Origin of the sequence: Anaerovirgula multivorans (genome assembly GCF_900188145.1) — a bacterium.
Classification (GTDB): Bacteria; Bacillota; Clostridia; order Peptostreptococcales; family Natronincolaceae; genus Anaerovirgula; species Anaerovirgula multivorans.
Map to the genome: position 1 here is coordinate 1 of NZ_FZOJ01000007.1, position 19,674 is coordinate 19,674.

Genomic DNA, 19,674 nt, shown 5'->3' on the forward strand with positions numbered 1-19,674 from the left:
AAACTATTTGTTGAAGCATTACAACCTAAGTATGTTCAATTAAGCTTCCATGATTTTCTAAATACAGTTTAGTTATTTGTACAAAACTTAGGTAAGTAAATAGTAACAAAAAAAGCCTGAAAAACTTCTCGAACATTGTATTGTATAATCATAAATAATCTCTCTTTTTCGATTTTTTCTAACAATAAATAGTAAAGTTTACAAAATGTATTATATTTTGACACCATTCTCTATGGCCTCAAAGACAAGAAACACCCATCATTTTATAGATGGATGTTCAATTAATTTTATTGCTAAAATATACCAAAAAAAATTCATAATTTTTGGAAATTAATCTTGCAAATATTGGTTTTTTGCATTATGATTAGACTAGTCAATTAAATTATCGGATTAATTAATTTTTGTAAGACGCTCTATAGTTTAGTTGGAATGAAGAACAAAAACTAATTAACCCAAATAAATTATGGAGGTATATCAATGGCAGATAAAACAATCAGCTGTAAAGACTGTAACACCGATTTCGTTTTCACCGAAAGCGAGCAAGCTTTCTATAAGGAAAAGGGATTTGATAATGAACCTCAGAGATGCCCATCCTGTAGAAAAGCAAGAAAGCAACAACGAAACAGTGGTAGAAGCAGTAACAGAGATGGTGGATTTAATAAAAAATGGTAAAAAAAGGGGGAGTCTATACTCTCCCTTTAATTATCCTTCGATATATTGCTGATACTCCCTCAGAACTGTAGCCTCATTTTATTTTCTTATTATTTCAATTCCATCATTTTTTATTTTAATTCTTCCTTCTTTTAATAATCTTCCTACTGCTTTTTTGAAGGCATTTTTGCTAATATTTAATTCTTCTTTAATCTTTTGTGGTGAACTATCATCGTTTAACTGTAAGAACCCTCTATTCATCTGTAGTCTATTCAAAATAAGTTGAGCATCATCTTCGATATGCTTATATGCTCTTTCTCTTATACTTAAATCTAGCTTGCCATCCTCTTTAAGCTTGGCTACCCTTGCTTCTATTCTATCTCCCTTTTCAAAATCTCCATAGAGTTCATTTTTAGGAATAAGTCCTTGATATTTATTTTCAACTGCTACAAATGCGCCTATGTCTCTATTAAGACTATAAATTATTCCTCGAACTCGGTCATCCACCTTATAGGGTGATTCACTACTTAATATCTTAGAAATGTTCATTGTGGCACATAGTCTATCGCTTTTGTCTATATACATGCCTACTAAGTATTCTCTGCCCTGTTGGACTTTCTTCGTTTGTTCCTTGAAGGGTAACAACAAATCCTTTTCTAATCCCCAGTCCAAAAATGCACCTATTTTCGTAACCTCCACTACCTTTAAAAAAGCGACTTCCCCAAGGTGAATTTTAGGTTTCTTTGTGGTAGCAATCATTCGGTCTTGAGAGTCTTTATAAACAAATACTTCTAATTCATCACCTATGTTCAGTCCCTCTTCCACTTGATTTTGTGGTAATAGAATACCTTCTCTACTGGGCTGATCCTTTGAATTTAAATATACTCCTATCTCCGTGCTTTTTACAACCTGAAGTTTTTGTAACTCACCTAATTTTATCATATTCCATCCTCTCCGACTTTTTAGAGTGAATAATATAGATTATACTACTCCAAATTAATCATTCCTCAATACTCTGCTTAATATAATAATCGATCTGTATTGGAGGTCTAGTCGTTAATTAATTCTGTAAGCTTTTCCTCCATATAATCCAACAGTAGCTTATCCTCAATCGTTACTTTACCTTCCTCATACAAATCTGACTTTACTCTGAAAAAGTTAACGATTAGTTTGTTTTCACGAATCAAATACTCATCTTGATGTCCAGGAACAAATGCTACCTCTAGTATCTCATATTTTGTCTTTATCTCTTTACTATTCAGCTTTGAAATAAGAGTATCTAGATTTAAAACCTTTAGAGGCGATATCATCATATTTGTATACTCTAAATCCTCCATCATCCACATATTGTTGTTCCAAAATTTTCTCTCCTTTTTAACAGGACTATTCATCAGTTCTCTATTAGAAATAGCACTAAGCACCTTTCTAACAGATTCTTTATTAAACTCTTCATCGTATATGTAAGTCATAGCAGGAAATTCAGCTATATTGTTGATATATGCTTCTCCTACCTTCTCTCTTTCATTCGTTGTCTGCCAAAAATAGAGCATGGCTTCAATCACATCTAGTTTTATCTCTATTCTTTTTATCATATGATCACTCCCTTGAGCATATTTGTATCAAACTCATTATATGATATATTTATGCCCAAATCCACCTAATTTAAAAGAAATATCATCAAGCATAGGTTGAAGTTATGATTTACACTCTCTTCATGCTATAGGAATGTGACTCTATACTTGAATTTTAATATACACGGTCTACGGTTTCGACCTTGGCGGAAAAGTAGATGACCAAAAATCTATTCTTCCTCTATTCTTGCATAAAAGAAGCTTAACCCATAAGCAGCTAGTTTTTTTACAATATCCTCCATAACATCACCCTGTATCTCTCTTGTTACTATTGTAAAATCTTCTTTTTCAGCAATCCTATAACTCACTTGCTTATTTTTAAGCAAATCATCAATTTCCTGTTTTATATCTCCATTCATTTCAGTAACTCGAATATAGTATTTACCTTCAAAAAATTTAGTCTCTGCTGCTTTAAATTTTTCCTCTCTAAGAATTGTATTTTTTGTGCATCCATCCGTTATGACATCAATAATATCACAGACTACTGCATTTGCTGTTGCCTTTTTTCCTGCCCCTTCTCCATAGAGTCTCAATTCTCCTACATTATTTCCCTTAAGTAAGACCATATTATAAGCATTTTTTACTTTATCAAATTGTGAAGTATTTTTAATCAATACTGGTTCAACCAGTACAGATATATTTTTCTCCTGCACAATTGCTTTGCCTATCAGCTTAATAGAATAGCCCATTTTCTTGAAGGTTTTTATATCTCTTCTTGAAATATTGCTGATTCCTCTGTATTTAACATCTTCTAATCTAATGTTATTTTGAAAAGCAATTGTAGTTAAAATCGCCAATTTTCTTGCTACATCATTTCCCTCGATATCATCTTTTGGGTCTGCTTCTGCATATCCTAATTCTTGTGCTATTTTTAAGGCTTCTTGAAAATCTAAATCCTCCTCCATCATCTTTGTTAAAATAAAGTTACTGGTTCCGTTCAATATTCCTTTAATTTCAGTAAATTCATTAATAAGGCTACACTGTTTTAAAGGTTTAATTAAGGGGATCCCTCCTCCTACGCTAGCTTCAAATAGAAAAGCTCTATGATTATTTTCCGCTAAGGTTAATAACGCATCTATATGTTTTGCTACAACTGCCTTGTTGGCAGTTACTACGTGTTTCCCTTTATTTAAAGCATATTGAATATAATCATAAGCCTCCTCTATTCCTCCAATTGCTTCCACTACTAAGTCAATAGATTCATCATCTAGGATTTCATAAGGATTCGTAGTAAGAAGGTCACCTTCTCTACAAATACCTCTTTTCTTTTCACGGTTCTTTACAAGAACTTTAGATATTTCAATGGTTTCTCCATAAATTTTTTCAAGATGTCCTCTTCTTTCATGGAGTATTTCAAAGACACCACTCCCTACTGTACCTAATCCTAAAAGTCCAATTTTCATTTTTCATTTTTCCTTTCAAATTATATTTTTAGTCTCTGCCTTAAATCATAAAAGCCACTTCTTAGGATAAGAAGTGGCTCTAAACAACAGGATATAGCGTTGCATAGGGGACACTCTTATCTTTCAGCTTAACGCTGCAGGAATTAGCACATTTCCAGCCTAAAGCTTTACTTTAAGCTAGCTGTTGCCGGGTTTCATCGGGCCAGTCCCTCTACCTCTCTTGATAAGATTTATTTATTCAATTTTTAATGAAGGTCTCCTCACTTGGATACAAATGAAAAAATCCTTCTTAACACAACACTAAGAAGGATTTATTAATTATCTAATAAATAAGTATACCCTCTTATCGTTGTCAGCCGGACCACCTTACGTTATTAGTAGGTTGGTATAGGATCATAGAGCCAACTCTCTCCCCTAATTCTCGATAAGCTACATATGAAATTAATAATATACTATCACATACTATTTTTATTGTAAACATTTTTTATGTTTTCCATAGATATTTTATTTTATATCTATTTCAATTTAGGCGATTTTTGTTTTTGATGAGCTGTCTCATTTATTTCTTCTCTTATTTGTTCTTCGAGGGTTTTGATTTTTTTCAGATAAATACCCCGTTCTTCTACCATTTCCTCAAATTGTTTTGGATTGTGTATACGCCCTCCTTCAAACTGAATCTTCTCTAGCTTTTCTAAATCAAATATTTCACTGATATCTGTTACATTTAGGTTGAAAAGGCCCAGCTCTCTTAGGTTGGGAAAAGCTTCAATTCCTTCAAAACTAATAACTTGACCAGCCCCAATAAACAATAATTCTAAGTCCTCTGGTCCTTGCAATCCCCTTAGGTCTTCAAAGGATTTTCCTTGTATTCGGAAGCTTTTTAGATTAGGAAAGTTTTCTAAGCCAGTAATTTTACCTCTTTTGGGATATAAAAGCTCAAGTTCTTCTAAAGAAGTCATTTCTCCTGTTTCTATAAGCTTATCCATATCCATATACCAAGTCATTAATCTCTCTAAATTATTTAAATCCCCTAAAGGGCTAAAATCCGTTATAATATTCCCACCCCATAAATGTAATTTTCTTAAATTCTTAAAATGATGGATACCTTCAAGGCTTACAATGTTATCTCTCTCCGATAGAAATAACTCCTCTATATCCCATAAATCCGCCTCTGTGATACTGCCTCCTATGTCAAACTCCTTTTTTACGTATCTATCAAAATTTCTATCTTTAATGATCCGATTGGAATATGTATGATAATCTAAAGCTAGAAACCCTATTAACAAAAGTATCACAGCCATAATTTTATACAGCCTCCAACTAGAAGGAACTTTGTAAAAATAATAAATAACTAATCCCGTAATACCTACATAAAGTACGATATAATTAGGCATATAAATTGAATTTCTAAAAAGCATATAATTCACTAGCATCAGTATTGGAACAGCCATAAACTCTAATTCTTTTAAATTATCTTTTCGAATTAAACAGCCAAGAGAAACTCCAATCGTAGAGCCTATCCATATAGCTGGAAATCCTCCATCAGGAAAAGCGTTGATCCCCCGTATATACAATATCATTAATATAAATAGATATCCTAATCCCCAGTAGGCATCCTTCTGATAATTCCGTGGTTTTCCCATACTGTCCTCCTTATTTATATTTTGTCAAACCATCTTTGAAAATTCCTAGCATTTCATCACTCTGATCTAACCTATAGATTCTTCCTGGATTACCTTCATGATCATAGTCTATGCCGTTCCACCAAATAGCGACTTTTATATTTTCAAATTGATCAATATTGTCAAACATATCTCTAATCCAGCCCAACTTATCTCCACCAAAGGAATTGGAACCAAATTCCGTGATCATAAATGGCTGTTGAAAAATAGAACTATATTCCTTATAAAGGCTAGGATATATTTCATTAAAGCTTCTCCATGATTCACCTTTGAAATAATTTCCCGGGTTATATCCAGTTAACCCTATAATGTCTACATATTGGTCTCCAGGATAATAGGTTAAATAGTGATTCCATTGAAATCCTGGAAAGGACAGATCATGAGGATTCCATACCCACAATGCATTGTCCACTCCATTTTCTTGAAAGATATTATAAATATAACGCCAGGTTGCTTTGAATAACTCTGTATCATTTGAGGTGAAATAACTTGAATAGATACACCAATCTCCGTTCATTTCATTATTTAACCTAAAAAGCACTGGATGCCCGAACTCCTTTACATCCCTAGCATATTGGTTTAAAAATTCGTCATATTTTCCATTGAGCAAATCATAGGTAATGCTTGGATCATCAGTATCACTATGATGGGCATGCTTTGTCTGAAGGGTCAGCTCTACATATTTGTTATTATTATAGGCATGCATCATTTCCTCCATTGGAAAATTTGTACTTAAATCCTGATATCGTACTATAAATTCAAAATTATAATCTAACCTTTCCTCTAGACTATTTAAAAAATTGTAATTGGAGGCTGCTGTCCATTCAAATATTCCCCATTTTAGAGAATCACTTTCTAGAAAATATTTATTATAAAAGTCTCTTGTTTCTTGATTCAGCTTTTTTTCTGTAGCTTTATAGGTAGTATGAATTTTGGGGGTTGCCTTTTTTTCAATTACATTAAAACTATTAATAATGGTCATATAATCCTGTACTGGCTTGGCGGATTTAATAAAAATTGTATAAACCTCGTTTTGATTTTTAACAATCTTGGCATTAACATAATAGTTTTTATCATTTGTTAGGCTTTCAAGCTTTTCCCTCTGCCACTTTAACAAGTGTGCCCTTAGACCATTTACCTGAAGGCTTAAATCCTTTTCCACTGTATGATCTTCTTTATTGGTTTTGAAGCGGCTGCTATAATTAATATATCTATCAGCATTATGAATTGTGCCTTTGAAATTATCATAATATATTTCAATTCGTGTATCTTGATCAGCGATAACTGTTCTAACCTCTGACAGCGTCGTATCTACCGACATATGATTAGGATAATACATAGAATATCCATGGGAATAATCAATATATTGATTGTGCGTACTGGTAATAGGTTTAATGGATTTGAAATCATCTTGAATGCTAAAATCAGATGACTTTGTTTGTTGACCATTTTTAATATAGATCGTTGCAGAATCATTTCCATATGCACTTAGACTTGCTGTTGAAATGCCGAAAATCAATAAAACCACAAAAACAGTAATTCTCTTTGGCATCATCTTCTCTCCCTTAGTTGTAGTTTTTCATGAAAATTCTAGTATACGTTAAAAGTTCCTCAACTACTATAATTAGACATTTTTCTTTCAATTCCTTTCCCTTTATCATCAATTGCAAAAAAATAAGACTTAGAATTATACTAAGCCTTAAAACTATCCACTGTTACAATAATTTTTTATTGATTTATTTATGACAAACTATATCATGCTTAATCAATAGAAGTTGCTTTATATTTTCTAAGCTCGAAGCTTTATTTACTGGTATCATCAACCAAAGTGTACCATTGAAAGGTTTTGCAGATCTTATTACCTCCAAAACATCAGTCTCAAATTCCTTCTCCATAGCTTCAATAACAGGCAGCAACTCTAATGTTATTACAAGCAATACAACAAAGCCTTCCTTTTCAGGATACAGTGTGCAAAGGGATTTGTTAGATTTTTTATATTTTACATTCCATCCAGGTTTGCCAGAACACTTACTGTATGCGATCTTGGGGGACGCTTTGTATTCTTGCTGAATAAATGAATTGATATCCTGCCACAGAATCCTTGCAGGTTTACTGATGTATTGACATATCTCATCATATGTAGGTGTATGAAGACCGTCTAAAATCAAATCCCTTACAATCATTATACTTCATCCCTTCTTCTCTTATTTAATAGGAAACACAATCCTAGTTAGTAGTTCACTTTCAGGTACCTCCTTTAGGTTTTTCTAAATTATACCATTTCAAACATGACAACAGTCGGTCATGTTTCTAAAAATATTTTTTTTGAATTCCTTCTGCTATTTCCCCAAGAATTCTTCGAATATGAGGAGGACTTATAACCTCCACTGCTGTCCCAAAGCTTAAGATAAAACCATAAAGCCAGTTGTTTTCTGGAAGTGTTGCACTAATCATCAGCCTTTCATCATCCAGAATAATAGCCTCAGCACCAAACCACTCCTCTACAATACTTTTCATTTCCTTTTCAAAGATCAATTGCAGCTGAATCATATTATCTGGCTGCTTCCATTGGCTTTCCCAGGGAAGTTGTTCTAAAGACACCTCCTTAGGTATAAAAACCCTGTCTAGTATTTCTATTTCTCTCATTCTTGATAGCTTGAAAAGACGAAACGCTTCTCTTTTAAAGCACCATCCGTATAAATACCATTTCTGAGTCTTTAAAACAAGTGAATAGGGTTCTATCCTACGGTCTGTGCTTACACCTTTAGAATCATTGTATGTAAACACAACTTCTCTACATTTTTCTATTGCCTGATGAAGAATATCAGTTTTTAGTTTTAATTCATCGCCACCGCCCCAGGGAGACAAATCCACAATAAACTGATTGATTTTAAAATTCATTAAACTATACTGAGATGCCGACAAGGTGTTTTTGAACTTTTCCATTAATACCTCATGTTTAGGATCAGAAATGGTAGTGGCTAAGCTTCTTAATGCAGTTATAATTGTAGTCATCTCCTCATCAGTAAGAATACTTCTATCTAAGCGATAACCTTCAACAATCCCTATCCCACCCTTTGAGCCTCGATAGGTAACAATAGGTATCCCCGCAAGATTTAGAGTATCCACATCTCGGAGTATTGTTCTAACAGAAACATCAAACATTTCAGCTAATTCTTTAGCCTGTACACGTTCTTTTCTAAGCAAAATCACCAGAATAGACATCAATCTATCCAGTTTCAAATCAATCACCGCCTATTTCAGCAAGTCTTTACATTTGTATCCATATTATACCATATATTGCGCTTTCTTACCTTACCAAAATATTGATAAAAAGCAGAAGTCTTTATTAGCATAAAAATCTGCACATTTTATAGCATCTACTATTGTTTTTCTAAAAAACTTATGCCTTCTTGTACAACAAAAAAACACCTGCAGTAGCTTTTAGCAGGTGTTCGTTGGTTTACACTTCTAGAATTGCTTAATTACAATAAATAAAATAAATATCGCTATACTAACTACCGTATTTAATACAACAGTATTGTTAGCTAATTCCTCATATTCCTTTGTACTATAAGCACCAACAAATATTGACAAAGAAAGTGGTGGTGGCAAAATCAAGAAAGTGAAATAGGCATAATCAAACATTAGATCTGCTGTTATAATACGATCAATAATTAAGTATTTACACACATAACCTACGGTTAAAATGCTAATCATTCGAACCATAACAAACTTTATGCTTTGCTTCATATATTTTTTATCAAATTTCAATCCAAAACCCACAATGATCAAAATTAATGGAGTAGCTAAATTGGATAAATATTGTATCGTAGTATAAAATCCATTTACAACGGGGTTTTCTTGAATCCATATTCCTAAACCTGTAATATTGAAAGTCATACCCAAAATAATACTAATCATTAAAGGAGATTGAAAAATTTCTTTTACAGTCTTTAGAGAAAATTTTTGGTTTTTAAATTTCATAGCCATGGAGGGATAGAATAAAAGCCATACGAAAAATTCATGTCCAACCCCTAAAATAGATAACTTTCCAATATTCTCGATGCCAAAAACCGTAGTAAATAATGGTATTCCTAACAAACCAAAGGTAAATCCTGATGTAATAAAGGGCAGTAAAGGATGACTTAGTCGATTTATTCGATTTAATGCCCCTCCCACAAAATAAAAAATGTTCATTAAAATAAACATGATGATAAAGACAAGAAAATATTCAGCCTTTAGCTCCATATTAATAAATGCTATAAAAAGCACTGCTGAAAGAGCTATATCAATTACTACTTTTTTAATTTCATCAATACTACTCTGATGAAGAATTTCCTTATACCTTAAGTACTGTCCAAGCGAAATCAATAAAAGTATTGGTATTACTTTTGCAAAAATATTAGTCATAAATAGTGTACCTTTCTCTGTTTGATCCTTCGGTGTATTGCTCTTAGCCTGCTGCTTCCATAAGTTGATCACCCGAATCTATAATTTGGTATTAGTCGCTTATACAATATGAAAGCAGGAGATCAATCACTACATCTCCGAAATAAATTTCCATATTAATATTATCATCGTATTATACCTCCAACGCCTTATATTGTCAAATAGACTCTATTTTCCTTTTAGGTAGGTTTTCTAGTGTTTGAGTTGTTCTCTGTTATTAATTCAATCATTCTATTATATGGGTAACCAACTATAGAACTTAAGCAGATGACTGAAATCTATGATTTCATGTCAGTCGCTTATACAAGGTGAATTTTTGATATACTAAGGGCTACATTTGCAGCCCGTGGTTTTGGGCGAAACCGTAGACCGTGTATATCAAAAGTAGATGACCCAAATCTTTGATTTGCTGTCAGTCACTTTCACAGAGTGCAATTAAAGTTTAAAATTGGTTATCTATAGTTTCAGGAACTAAATTATTTATAGATGAGAAAAAATTTAAGTTTAAAATTAAATCCATTGAGAAATAAAATCGCTGGTCATAGTAGCTAAGCTTTACACATATACTCCTATGAGTATGTTTTGGAGGGAACCAGATGATCATTATCATTAGATTTAAAAAAATTATTATTCTTCTATTGGTCACTATTTTCATAGTAATCTGTGGATTAGGAATTCATTTATGGAATCTATCTTCAAAAACCTCAGCAGTATTTTTAGATGAAAATATCAATAAGATGTTAGCACTAAAAATAGAAGAAATATTTGAAATAAGAAATACAGCCTTATTAAAGGGGGATAGAGCCACTCTCGAAAGTTTATATAACATACAGGTTCGAAATGGATTATGGGCCTATGAGCATGAACTAAAAAAAATGAAGTATCTCCATAATTGGTCAGCTAAACAATCTATAAAAATTACAAAGATAGATTCTCAAATCATTGTAAGAAATGCTAGCAAGAAGCAGGATGGATTCTCACTAAATCTATTGGTTTCCACAGAATATCAATATGTTTATGAGGACACATCTAATGTAGATAATTCCTTTAGAATCGGCACATACCACTCCCTAGACCTAATGCCTTACGGAGAAGGCTGGGGCATAACAAGGGAATGGTATACCGATCCCTTTGCTGATTCTTTGCATTTAGATGAAATTGAAAGCCAGGATGTACAGCAAATTATTCTTTCAGGAGAACCAAAAAATCTTTCAGACCTTAATGAGAGAAGAGTGAAAGCAGTGGATTATACAGACCAATACTGTGGTGCTGCTGGCTTGCCAGAGTATGGCTTTAAATATAACTCCAAATATAGAGATTATAATCCCCAAGGGGGAGATTGTGCGAACTTTGCATCTCAAATGCTATATGAAGGAGGAGGCTTTAGAAAGAATGGGACATGGAACTATGAGCGAGGGGCGGGTAGTAAAGCCTGGGTAAATGCTCGTGCTTTTCATAACTATATGGTTTATAGTGGTAGAGGATCTGTTATGACCCATGGATCCTATGAAAAAGTATTAGAGTCCTCCTATCGACTGTTGCCTGGGGATTATATTGCTTATGAAAAAAAGGGAAAGGTTACCCATATATCCGTTGTAACTGGCATGGATTCAAAGGGATATATTCTAGTAAATTCCCATAATTCAGACCGATATAGGGTTCCCTGGGACTTAGGCTGGAGTGATAATGGAATAAAATTTTCGTTAGTTCGTGTACATTATTAGTTATTACATCTTACTCAATAACACCATGTATAAAGGAATCACCAAAGCACTTGCTAAGGTTGTAAGTGTAATCATAACTGTTGCATATTCATAATCTCCATCATAGGCTTTAGCAACAATAGCCACTTGTGCCATAATAGGCATTGTAGCCTGAATAATAAATACTTTAAGCATTAATGGTGGAACTGGAAAAAACATAGATAAAACATACACTACAAGGGGTGAAATAATAAATCGGCCTACAAACAATAATAACTGATCCATATTGAAGGAAAGTCTTTTAAGGTCGATAGAATGAAAAGTCATCCCAATAAATAGTAAAGATAGCGGTGTCGTTAAGTTTCCCAGATATCTGCTTGTATCAATTATAAAGCTTGGTAATCTAATTTCTAAGAGAACAAGAAGTATACCGATAAAAAAACCTATCATAGGGGGAGAGCAAATAGATTTGACGGTTTGAATTGAAAAAACATATTTCTTGTCTTTTCCTCCATCCTGGCTAATTTTCATAACACCAATAGTCCAAAAAAATAAAGTGTTGGCTGCAAAGTACAATAAAGCATAGGGGATACTAACCTCTCCAAACAAAGCAATATTAACTGGAAGTCCCACAAAAACTGTATTTGCTACTGTAAACATTGTTTCAAACATTCCACGTCTGCTGGGATCTACAAAAAAGTAGGAAAGAATAACGCTGATGATAAAACATATAAGTATAGATAAAAATGGAATAATAAGGGCGGTAGCCGAATCTAAAAACATTTGCTTGCTAAAAGAAGTTGTAAAATTATAAATCATTAGTGCAGGAAGTGAAATTGTTGTGACAAGTCTAGCAAACACTTTCGACGTATTACTGTCAAACCAGCCTTTTCTTGTTAAGATATAACCAATTGAAATTAGAATAATAATGCTAAGAATACTTTGTATTGCGCTAAAAATAGTCATTAGATAATATACCTCCTAGTCAAGATGTTATGTGTTTTTATATATCACAATATTAACACAGTCTTCTCTTTATATAAACTACTGGTAGTTGCCTCATATTTTGAAGCTTATTATTAAGCCGCTAGTTTCTAATTATAGAAACTAGCGGCTTAAATTCAAGTAGATGCTTTAAATGCTATGCAGATGTTATTATGTCTAGCTGATCGCAATCATTTACTACTTTAATATAATTCACTTCAGGATCATCTGTTCCTTGAACATAAAGCCCAGCATCCTTAAGAGTCTCTACATATTCTAGAATTTCGTCAGTAATAATCTCGCCGGGGCAAAGCACTGGAATCCCAGGAGGATATGCTAATAAAAACTCTGCGCTTATTTCTCCCACACTGTCTTCTAAAGCCATAGAAATTGTGCTTCCATTAAAAGCATCCCGTGGGGATAAGACTCTTAGAGGAATTTTGGGAACATCAATGATATCTATTTTCTTTCTATCTCTATTCGCATAAGTCTTGCTTATTTCCTTTAATGCACTTAGTAATGCATCAACTTTTTCACGGGTATCTCCTATTGAGAATACGCAAAGTATATTATATAAATCGGACATTTCTGGTTGAATAAAGTATTGCTCAGCCAGAGTTCTTTCAAGCTCATGGCCTGAAATTCCAAGGTCTTTACATGTAATAGTTATCTTAGTAGGATCAAAGTCATAAGCACCTTCCTCACCTACGATCTCTTCACCAAAACAGAACAATCCATCAATATTATTGATTTCAGCTCTAGCATATTTAGCTAACCGAATGGTTTCATCTAAAAGCTCTTGACCCTCAGTGGCCATTTGCATTCTTGCAGCATCTAAGGAAGCCAATAGAATGTAAGATGGACTCGTAGTTTGAAGAAGACTCATTACTGTTTTTATTCTATTTACATCTACGTATCCTTCTCTTACCTGAAGCATAGAGCTCTGGGTAAGGGAGCCAATAATCTTATGGGTACTTTGAGCACATATATCTGCACCAGCACCCATCGCAGATATAGGTAGTTTATCATTAAAATGTAAATGTGGCCCATGGGCTTCATCAACAATTAGAGGAATATCATAGCTGTGTACAATGTCCGCTATCCTCTCAATATCTGTCGAAATGCCATAATATGTTGGATTAATGATTAAAACCGCCTTTGCATCTCTGTTTTGCTCTAGTGTTGATTTGACAGTTTCAGGGGTAACATTAAGGGCAACGCCCACATTACTGTCAATCTCTGGCTGCATATACACAGGCATAGCACCACTTAATATAATGCCAGCTGTAACAGATTTATGGATATTTCTGGGGACGAGAATTTTATCTCCTTCTTTTACAACACTCATAATCATTGCCTGAATTGCTCCAGAAGTACCATGAACACAAAAAAAGGTATGGTCAGCATTATTGGCATCAGCAGCCAACTCTTGAGCTTCCTTTATTGCTCCGGTTGGTTTATGCAGACTATCAACCTGCTTAAATACAGTAACATCAATCGACATTACATTGGTTCCAATAAAATCTTTAAATTTGCTTACCATTCCTTGCCCCTTTTTATGACCCGGCACATGGAAGGGGATAGTGTCATTATTTACATACTCCAATAGAGCATCAAATAATGGAGTTTTTGTTTGATCAAATTTGTACATGAATCAACACCAGCCTTTCCTTGTTTTGTTTCAAGAAAAAAAGCCCCTACTTCGTTGCATTAGTTTTGGGCTTTTGCAGAGCGCTAGTTAGGCTTTCCATATTTAAATTTCTTAGACAATTATAAGACAAATTTCTGCAAAATACAATGCTTTTATAATAATTATTTTTTTCCACTTTATATTTTTCATTTATTCACTTTGATGATGATTAACCAACTCCCTAATCTGCTACTATATCTCTATAGTAGCTTCTATTTCTTCTAAAAATACTGTTTCCACAAAGCTATGTTGAACCCTCCTATAGCTTTTCCTTGTGGCATCTATCCACCCATACTGATCAAGTTCTCTGTGAGGCAAGTGGATTACTGCAATTTTCTGGGGTTTAATATATTTTTCAATCACTTGTCTACCTGTATGAACACCTACGTAGGGAAATGTTACTCCAAGTAAATCTATGTTTTTATGTGTCAAACCTAACTCCATATAATTTTCTTTTATAGGCTTTGCATCACCCACATGCAAAACTTTCTTTCCACCTATTTCAATAAGAAACCCAAGGTTTTCAACATCCTGGTATTCCTCTCCCTGATGCAACATAGAGATTGATTGAATATTAATTCCTTTTATGTAAGTATCTTCTCCGCTATATAGGAGGGGCTTTGCTATAATCAATCTATCTTCTTCTATCTCACAATATACATTATTTATTTCCTCTATTACCTTGCTGGTAGATACAACAAGGGTATTTTTGTTGTTTTTCAAAAACTCACCTGTGCTTTTGGAATCAAAATGATCACTATGATGATGCGTAAATAATAGTATATCAATATTGTCAAAAGGAGGCACTCCTAAAATCATTTTCTCCTTTAACCTATTAGGTGGGTTTTTATAAATAGGCAATATTGAGTTGCAAAAACCATCGATTAAAATTTTCTTATCATATAGTTCTAACAGCAGTCCCGCATTAGATACATACGTTGCTTTGTTGAATTCTCCCAACTTATTCTCTCCCTTGCTTGGTACATTCTACAGGCTCTATTCCTACAATCTATATATCTTCTTACGCCTCTGCTCCCTTTAAACCAATATCTTCTGCCACCTTTTGCATACCTTTAATCGTTTCTCCAATGATGGTATCCATATCCATGCCTAGAATTCCAGCACCCTTTTCTATAACCTCACGGTTTACTCCAGCAGCAAATCCCTTTTGCTTCCACTTCTTCTTAACTGATTTTATTTCTAAATCAAGTATACTTTTGCTTGGACGAAGAAGCACAGTTGCGGTAATCAACCCTGTTAATTCATCAATAGTATATAGTACCTTTTCCATTGTTTCAACAGGTTCAACATCAACACATATGCCCCATCCATGACTTTGAACTGCGTGGATATATTCTTCTGGATAATTATTTTCTTCCAAAATTTCTCTTGCCTTTTTACAATGTTCCTCTGGATACATTTCATAATCAATATCATGGATTAAACCAATGATTCCCCACTTTTTTCTATCACTTTCACCTAATAGTTCAGCAAAGTGAAGCATTACAGCTTCTACCGTCAAAGCATGAATGATGAGACTATCATTTTTATTATATTTTTTTAGAAGCTCATATGCCTCTTGTCGAGTTGGTATTGTCTTCCCCATAAAAAACTCCTTCTTTCGTGTAAATTTTCAGTTTTTTCCTTTAAAGAACATACTAAGCTTTTATAGAAAAAATGTCAAGTGATTGCTAAAATAATCAACAAAATCCTTGTCACGCTTTGTTCATTAACTGTCCAAACCTGCTAATTCGTTCTTCTGAAATGGTTGAGGCATCTTGATCTGTCTTAGCCACTTTCTTCGTTATTATCTTATCTAAAAAGCTCATCTTGCTAAATATAAACTCTCCTCCAAAGTATTCTTTTGCGACAGCGTTTTCTATTAGCTCTTGTGGAAAAGCATCATTCAATTCCCTTTGTGCAGTATCCCCATCCCTCATACAACAGATGAAAACTCCAATTTTTTTATCTTTAAGCACATCCAGATTTTTCGAACAGAATTCACTTACTTCTTTTTGAATTTTTCCCATGTATATGGATCCACCGATAACCACCTTATCATATTGGAAAATATCAATAGTCTTTATAGTTTTTAGATTACATACATCAACTTTTCCTGTAAGCTTTTTTGATAAATTTGCAGTACATTTCTCCGTACACCCGTACTTACTTGCATAAACAATTAAGGTATTCATGTTTTCACCTCCAACAATACTTTTTTCATTATATACCACCTCTTTATCATAGGTTTATACTAGATAATTTTGGAAATTATTCTAGATAAGTTCTATACTATATGTATATCTCTGCTTTTAAAAGATAATTGGATCATAACAAATATTATATCAAATTTTATTAAAATTTTCAAAATCGCCTAATTAATGCAACTTCTTTTTTTGATTTAAAAATCTTGCTACATTTCTACTTACAACGAAAAAATATGGCAAAAAATCTTTCGTACCTGGTAATCCTGATTGGCTGCGATAAAGCATAAATCTGATTCTTTTGCTAGGATTCCTATAGAATCCATCAATCCAATTGAAAAAACTGAGGATCTATTTTTTTAATTTGAGCATAGTATTTCTTACTATTACCTCTATAAGGAATAGATTTGCCAAAATATAAAATTTCTAGAGTTTTTCTCGTTTGATTTCCTACACAGTTTTTTTGATGGACAGTGCACTCCATACAAGTATTTATTGTCTCTATCAAACTCTCCTTTAACTTATCTGGATTACAGGATATTCCTTTACATAAAGGAATATGCCATTCTTCCTCCGTAATAAATTTTTCCCTTTTCTGAGCTTCTTGCAAATACCGATTAAGCCAGCGGATTGTACATTCCTCTTCACTACATCCAGCACACTCTTTATTGCTTTGATATACTCTGGCCAACGCTTCTTGTACTCTTTTTGTATTTAAATATAACTCTGAAGCTGCTTTTTTATAGGGTGTGTCTTCTAAGGAAGATCGTTTTCGAATATTATTTATCATCCATAAAACAATGGTAGTAAGAATTACTAAAAATATGCTTATACTTGGTATTGTCATCAATTCCTGTGGTACCGTTTCTTTAAGACCTAGTAGTCCAAATAAAATAAATACAGAGGCTGAAGCTATTTTCAAAGCAACTTCTGGTACCTTTTTACCTAGCATACTTCCTATAAAAACACCCATAGCACTAGTAACTATCATGCCTCCCACAGTTCCTAGTAATATAAATAGAGGGTAGTTAGCCTGAGATGCTAAGGTAATTACAGTTAATTGTGTCTTGTCCCCAATTTCTCCCATAAAAAAGGCCGATGCAACGGTTAATATAGGCCCAAATCTAGAGGATCTAGTTTCCTCCTCCTCATTATCTTCGATTTTTAGAGACCATAAGCCAAAGCCAATAAAGGCAAGGGCTGCCAACAATTTTATTGTATGAATAGGAATTACATTGGTTAAGTATGTGCCTAACAGTGCTGCTAGTCCATGATTAAGCGCTGCACCTATAAAAACTCCTAAAAGAACTTTGCCCAGAGAATATTTAGTGGCAAAGGCCATAGCCAGCATTTGGGTTTTATCTCCCATTTCAGCCATAATGATAAAGAGAAATGCTTGAATTGTTTCATAAACCATGAAAACGCTCCTTTCTTGCAATACTGTATCTTAGTTTTCAAAATTTAAAACAAAAAAGCGAAACTTTTATGCTTAATAAACTAGTATTAGAATAATACTGGTTCATTAAACGTAAAAGTCTCGCTCCTTTAGATAATCTAAAGTGAATAGCACCAGACCAAAGGTCAGTATGTTGATCCTATCCGTAGTTACACTACAGCTACTCCCTTTTTCGTTTGCAAATGTATGTTTATTCAATTTTGATAAATATTATTTTAACATAGGTTATGGTAGTTTTCAAGGTAAAATATCCTTTTTTATTCTGTAATTTAATACTATCAAGCATATCTCCTAACACACCTTTAACCTAAATATGCTTCTTTCACCATATTATTCTGCAGTAGTTCTTCTCCTGTTCCCGTAAGAACAATGCTTCCAGTTTGAAGTACATATCCCCTGTGGGCAATTTTTAATGCTTTATGTGCATTTTGTTCAACCAATAGTATGGTTATTCCTTCTGAATTTAATTTTTGGATAGATTGGAAGATCAACTCAACTAATAGCGGTGCCAAACCCATTGAAGGCTCATCTAATAAAAGTAGCGATGGTTCACTCATAAGGGCTCGACCCATTGCCAGCATCTGTTGTTCTCCTCCACTTAAGGTACCACCCTTTTGTTTCCGCCTCTCTTGCAATCTAGGAAACAGTTCAAAGGCATAATCCATATTTTTCTTTGTCTTATTTATATCTTTAAAACGAAACCCACCCATTTCAAGGTTTTCCTCTACAGTCATTCTTGGGAATATTTTTCTTCCCTCTGGTACATGGGCAATACCACCTTCTGCAACCAGATGTGAAGGAATACGACTAATAACTTTTTCTTTTAAAATCACTTCTCCCTTTGCAGGCTTTAAAAGGGATGAAATTGTTTTTAATGTGGTGGTCTTACCTGCCCCATTACTACCTATCAATGAAACAATTTCACCTTCCTTCACCTCAAAAGAGATATTCTTTAAAGCATGTATTTGACCATAATAAGTATCTACATTATTTATTTCAAGTATTGTCTTGTTCATACAATTACCCTCTCCTTATGCTACTGCATCTGTTGTAGTGTCATCACCAAGATATGCCTTTATTACTTCTGGATTATTCTTTATTTCATCAGGGGTTCCCTCTGCAATTTTAACACCATAATTGATTACTGTGATCTTATCTGAAAGTCCCATAACTAGTTTCATATCATGTTCTATCAAAAGGATAGAGTGTCCAAGTTCATCCCGTATTTTTATAATAAAGTTCTTCATAGCTTCAGTCTCTTTTGGGTTTAGTCCTGCAGCTGGTTCATCAAGTAATAAGAGTTTAGGCTTGATAGCAAGTGCACGGGCTATTTCCAGCAGCCTTTGTTCTCCATAGGGCAGATTTTTGGCAAGTTCATTATCCTTCCCCTCTAAACCTACATAGTTAAGAAGCTCCATAGCTCTTTCGTATGCTTCCTTCTCTTCTCTCTTTAACCGTTTAGTATTTAATACAATATCAAATAGATTTGAAGATAAATGAAGGTGCATACCTACAAGTATATTCTCTACCGTTAACATATCAGGAAATAATCTTATGTTTTGAAAGGTACGAGCCATTCTATAAGCTGCTACCTTTTCAGGATTGAGGTCCTTAAGATTGTGTCCACCAAATGTAATTGTTCCAACATGATCAGGATAATATCCACTAATAACATTAAAAAAAGTAGTTTTGCCTGCACCATTAGGACCAATTACACTGACAATTTGCTTATCCTCCATTTGGAAATCAATATTATTAACAGCTACCAGCCCTCCAAAAGTTTTTGTCAGTCCCTTTACATCTAGCAATGCCATATTA

General features: G+C 33.6%; 18 protein-coding genes and 2 riboswitches. Of the genes, 2 read left to right on the forward strand and 16 right to left on the reverse strand.

Features of this window, described 5'->3' with window-relative positions; genetic code table 11:
- The first annotated feature begins 477 nt into the window (after positions 1–477).
- Positions 478–672, forward strand: coding sequence for a zinc-ribbon domain-containing protein (locus CHB72_RS08795; protein ID WP_089282521.1), 195 nt, complete (start codon positions 478–480; stop codon positions 670–672).
- A gap of 78 nt (positions 673–750) precedes the next feature.
- Here the strand turns inward: CHB72_RS08795 and CHB72_RS08800 are convergent, their stop codons facing one another.
- From CHB72_RS08800 to CHB72_RS08835, 8 genes are all read right to left on the reverse strand, one after another.
- Positions 751–1,593 (reverse strand): CvfB family protein, encoded by an 843-nt coding sequence (locus tag CHB72_RS08800; RefSeq protein ID WP_089282522.1) that lies wholly within the window; start codon positions 1,591–1,593, stop codon positions 751–753.
- A 107-nt stretch (positions 1,594–1,700) separates the two neighbouring features.
- Entirely contained in the window at positions 1,701–2,243 is a 543-nt protein-coding gene (locus CHB72_RS08805; RefSeq protein WP_089282523.1) for a TDE2712 family protein, read from the reverse strand.
- Positions 2,244–2,452: 209 nt separating this feature from the next.
- Complete coding sequence (locus CHB72_RS08810) at positions 2,453–3,685, reverse strand: homoserine dehydrogenase (protein WP_089282524.1); 1,233 nt, start codon at positions 3,683–3,685, stop codon at positions 2,453–2,455.
- A gap of 113 nt (positions 3,686–3,798) precedes the next feature.
- Positions 3,799–3,915, reverse strand: a riboswitch (SAM riboswitch).
- A 110-nt stretch (positions 3,916–4,025) separates the two neighbouring features.
- A riboswitch (SAM riboswitch) is annotated at positions 4,026–4,116 on the reverse strand.
- An 84-nt stretch (positions 4,117–4,200) separates the two neighbouring features.
- Entirely contained in the window at positions 4,201–5,328 is a 1,128-nt protein-coding gene (locus tag CHB72_RS08815; RefSeq protein WP_089282525.1) for a leucine-rich repeat domain-containing protein, read from the reverse strand.
- 10 nt (positions 5,329–5,338) lie between these two features.
- Positions 5,339–6,919 (reverse strand): glycoside hydrolase family 26 protein, encoded by a 1,581-nt coding sequence (locus CHB72_RS08820; protein ID WP_207652530.1) that lies wholly within the window; start codon positions 6,917–6,919, stop codon positions 5,339–5,341.
- A 184-nt stretch (positions 6,920–7,103) separates the two neighbouring features.
- The gene (locus CHB72_RS08825; RefSeq protein ID WP_089282527.1) at positions 7,104–7,550 is read right to left on the reverse strand and encodes a DUF3788 domain-containing protein; all 447 of its coding nucleotides are present in this window, start codon (positions 7,548–7,550) and stop codon (positions 7,104–7,106) included.
- A 127-nt stretch (positions 7,551–7,677) separates the two neighbouring features.
- Complete coding sequence (locus CHB72_RS08830; protein WP_089282528.1) at positions 7,678–8,610, reverse strand: helix-turn-helix transcriptional regulator; 933 nt, start codon at positions 8,608–8,610, stop codon at positions 7,678–7,680.
- 228 nt (positions 8,611–8,838) lie between these two features.
- Entirely contained in the window at positions 8,839–9,780 is a 942-nt protein-coding gene (locus tag CHB72_RS08835; RefSeq protein ID WP_089282529.1) for an AEC family transporter, read from the reverse strand.
- A gap of 635 nt (positions 9,781–10,415) precedes the next feature.
- Here CHB72_RS08835 and CHB72_RS08840 point away from each other — a divergent pair.
- The gene (locus tag CHB72_RS08840) at positions 10,416–11,543 is read left to right on the forward strand and encodes an amidase domain-containing protein (protein ID WP_089282530.1); all 1,128 of its coding nucleotides are present in this window, start codon (positions 10,416–10,418) and stop codon (positions 11,541–11,543) included.
- 3 nt (positions 11,544–11,546) lie between these two features.
- Here the strand turns inward: CHB72_RS08840 and CHB72_RS08845 are convergent, their stop codons facing one another.
- The 8 genes from CHB72_RS08845 to CHB72_RS08880 all read right to left on the reverse strand — a co-directional run bounded on the left by CHB72_RS08845 (position 11,547) and on the right by CHB72_RS08880 (position 19,670).
- Positions 11,547–12,488: an AEC family transporter gene (locus CHB72_RS08845; RefSeq protein WP_089282531.1), complete on the reverse strand. Its 942-nt coding sequence runs from the start codon at positions 12,486–12,488 to the stop codon at positions 11,547–11,549.
- Positions 12,489–12,663: 175 nt separating this feature from the next.
- Positions 12,664–14,157 carry an aminotransferase class I/II-fold pyridoxal phosphate-dependent enzyme gene (locus tag CHB72_RS08850; RefSeq protein ID WP_089282532.1) on the reverse strand — a complete coding sequence of 498 codons (1,494 nt, stop codon included), beginning with the start codon at positions 14,155–14,157 and terminating at the stop codon, positions 12,664–12,666.
- Positions 14,158–14,388: 231 nt separating this feature from the next.
- Positions 14,389–15,156, reverse strand: coding sequence for an MBL fold metallo-hydrolase (locus tag CHB72_RS08855; RefSeq protein WP_089282533.1), 768 nt, complete (start codon positions 15,154–15,156; stop codon positions 14,389–14,391).
- Between the two features lie 61 nt (positions 15,157–15,217).
- Entirely contained in the window at positions 15,218–15,802 is a 585-nt protein-coding gene (locus CHB72_RS08860) for an HDIG domain-containing metalloprotein (protein WP_089282534.1), read from the reverse strand.
- Positions 15,803–15,911: 109 nt separating this feature from the next.
- On the reverse strand, positions 15,912–16,391 hold the full coding sequence (locus CHB72_RS08865) for a flavodoxin domain-containing protein (protein ID WP_089282535.1): 480 nt from the start codon (positions 16,389–16,391) through the stop codon (positions 15,912–15,914).
- A gap of 334 nt (positions 16,392–16,725) precedes the next feature.
- Positions 16,726–17,817 carry a TMEM165/GDT1 family protein gene (locus CHB72_RS08870; RefSeq protein WP_089282536.1) on the reverse strand — a complete coding sequence of 364 codons (1,092 nt, stop codon included), beginning with the start codon at positions 17,815–17,817 and terminating at the stop codon, positions 16,726–16,728.
- A gap of 341 nt (positions 17,818–18,158) precedes the next feature.
- Positions 18,159–18,872: an ABC transporter ATP-binding protein gene (locus CHB72_RS08875; RefSeq protein WP_089282537.1), complete on the reverse strand. Its 714-nt coding sequence runs from the start codon at positions 18,870–18,872 to the stop codon at positions 18,159–18,161.
- A 15-nt stretch (positions 18,873–18,887) separates the two neighbouring features.
- Positions 18,888–19,670 (reverse strand): ABC transporter ATP-binding protein, encoded by a 783-nt coding sequence (locus CHB72_RS08880; protein WP_089282538.1) that lies wholly within the window; start codon positions 19,668–19,670, stop codon positions 18,888–18,890.
- Positions 19,671–19,674: the final 4 nt, after the last annotated feature.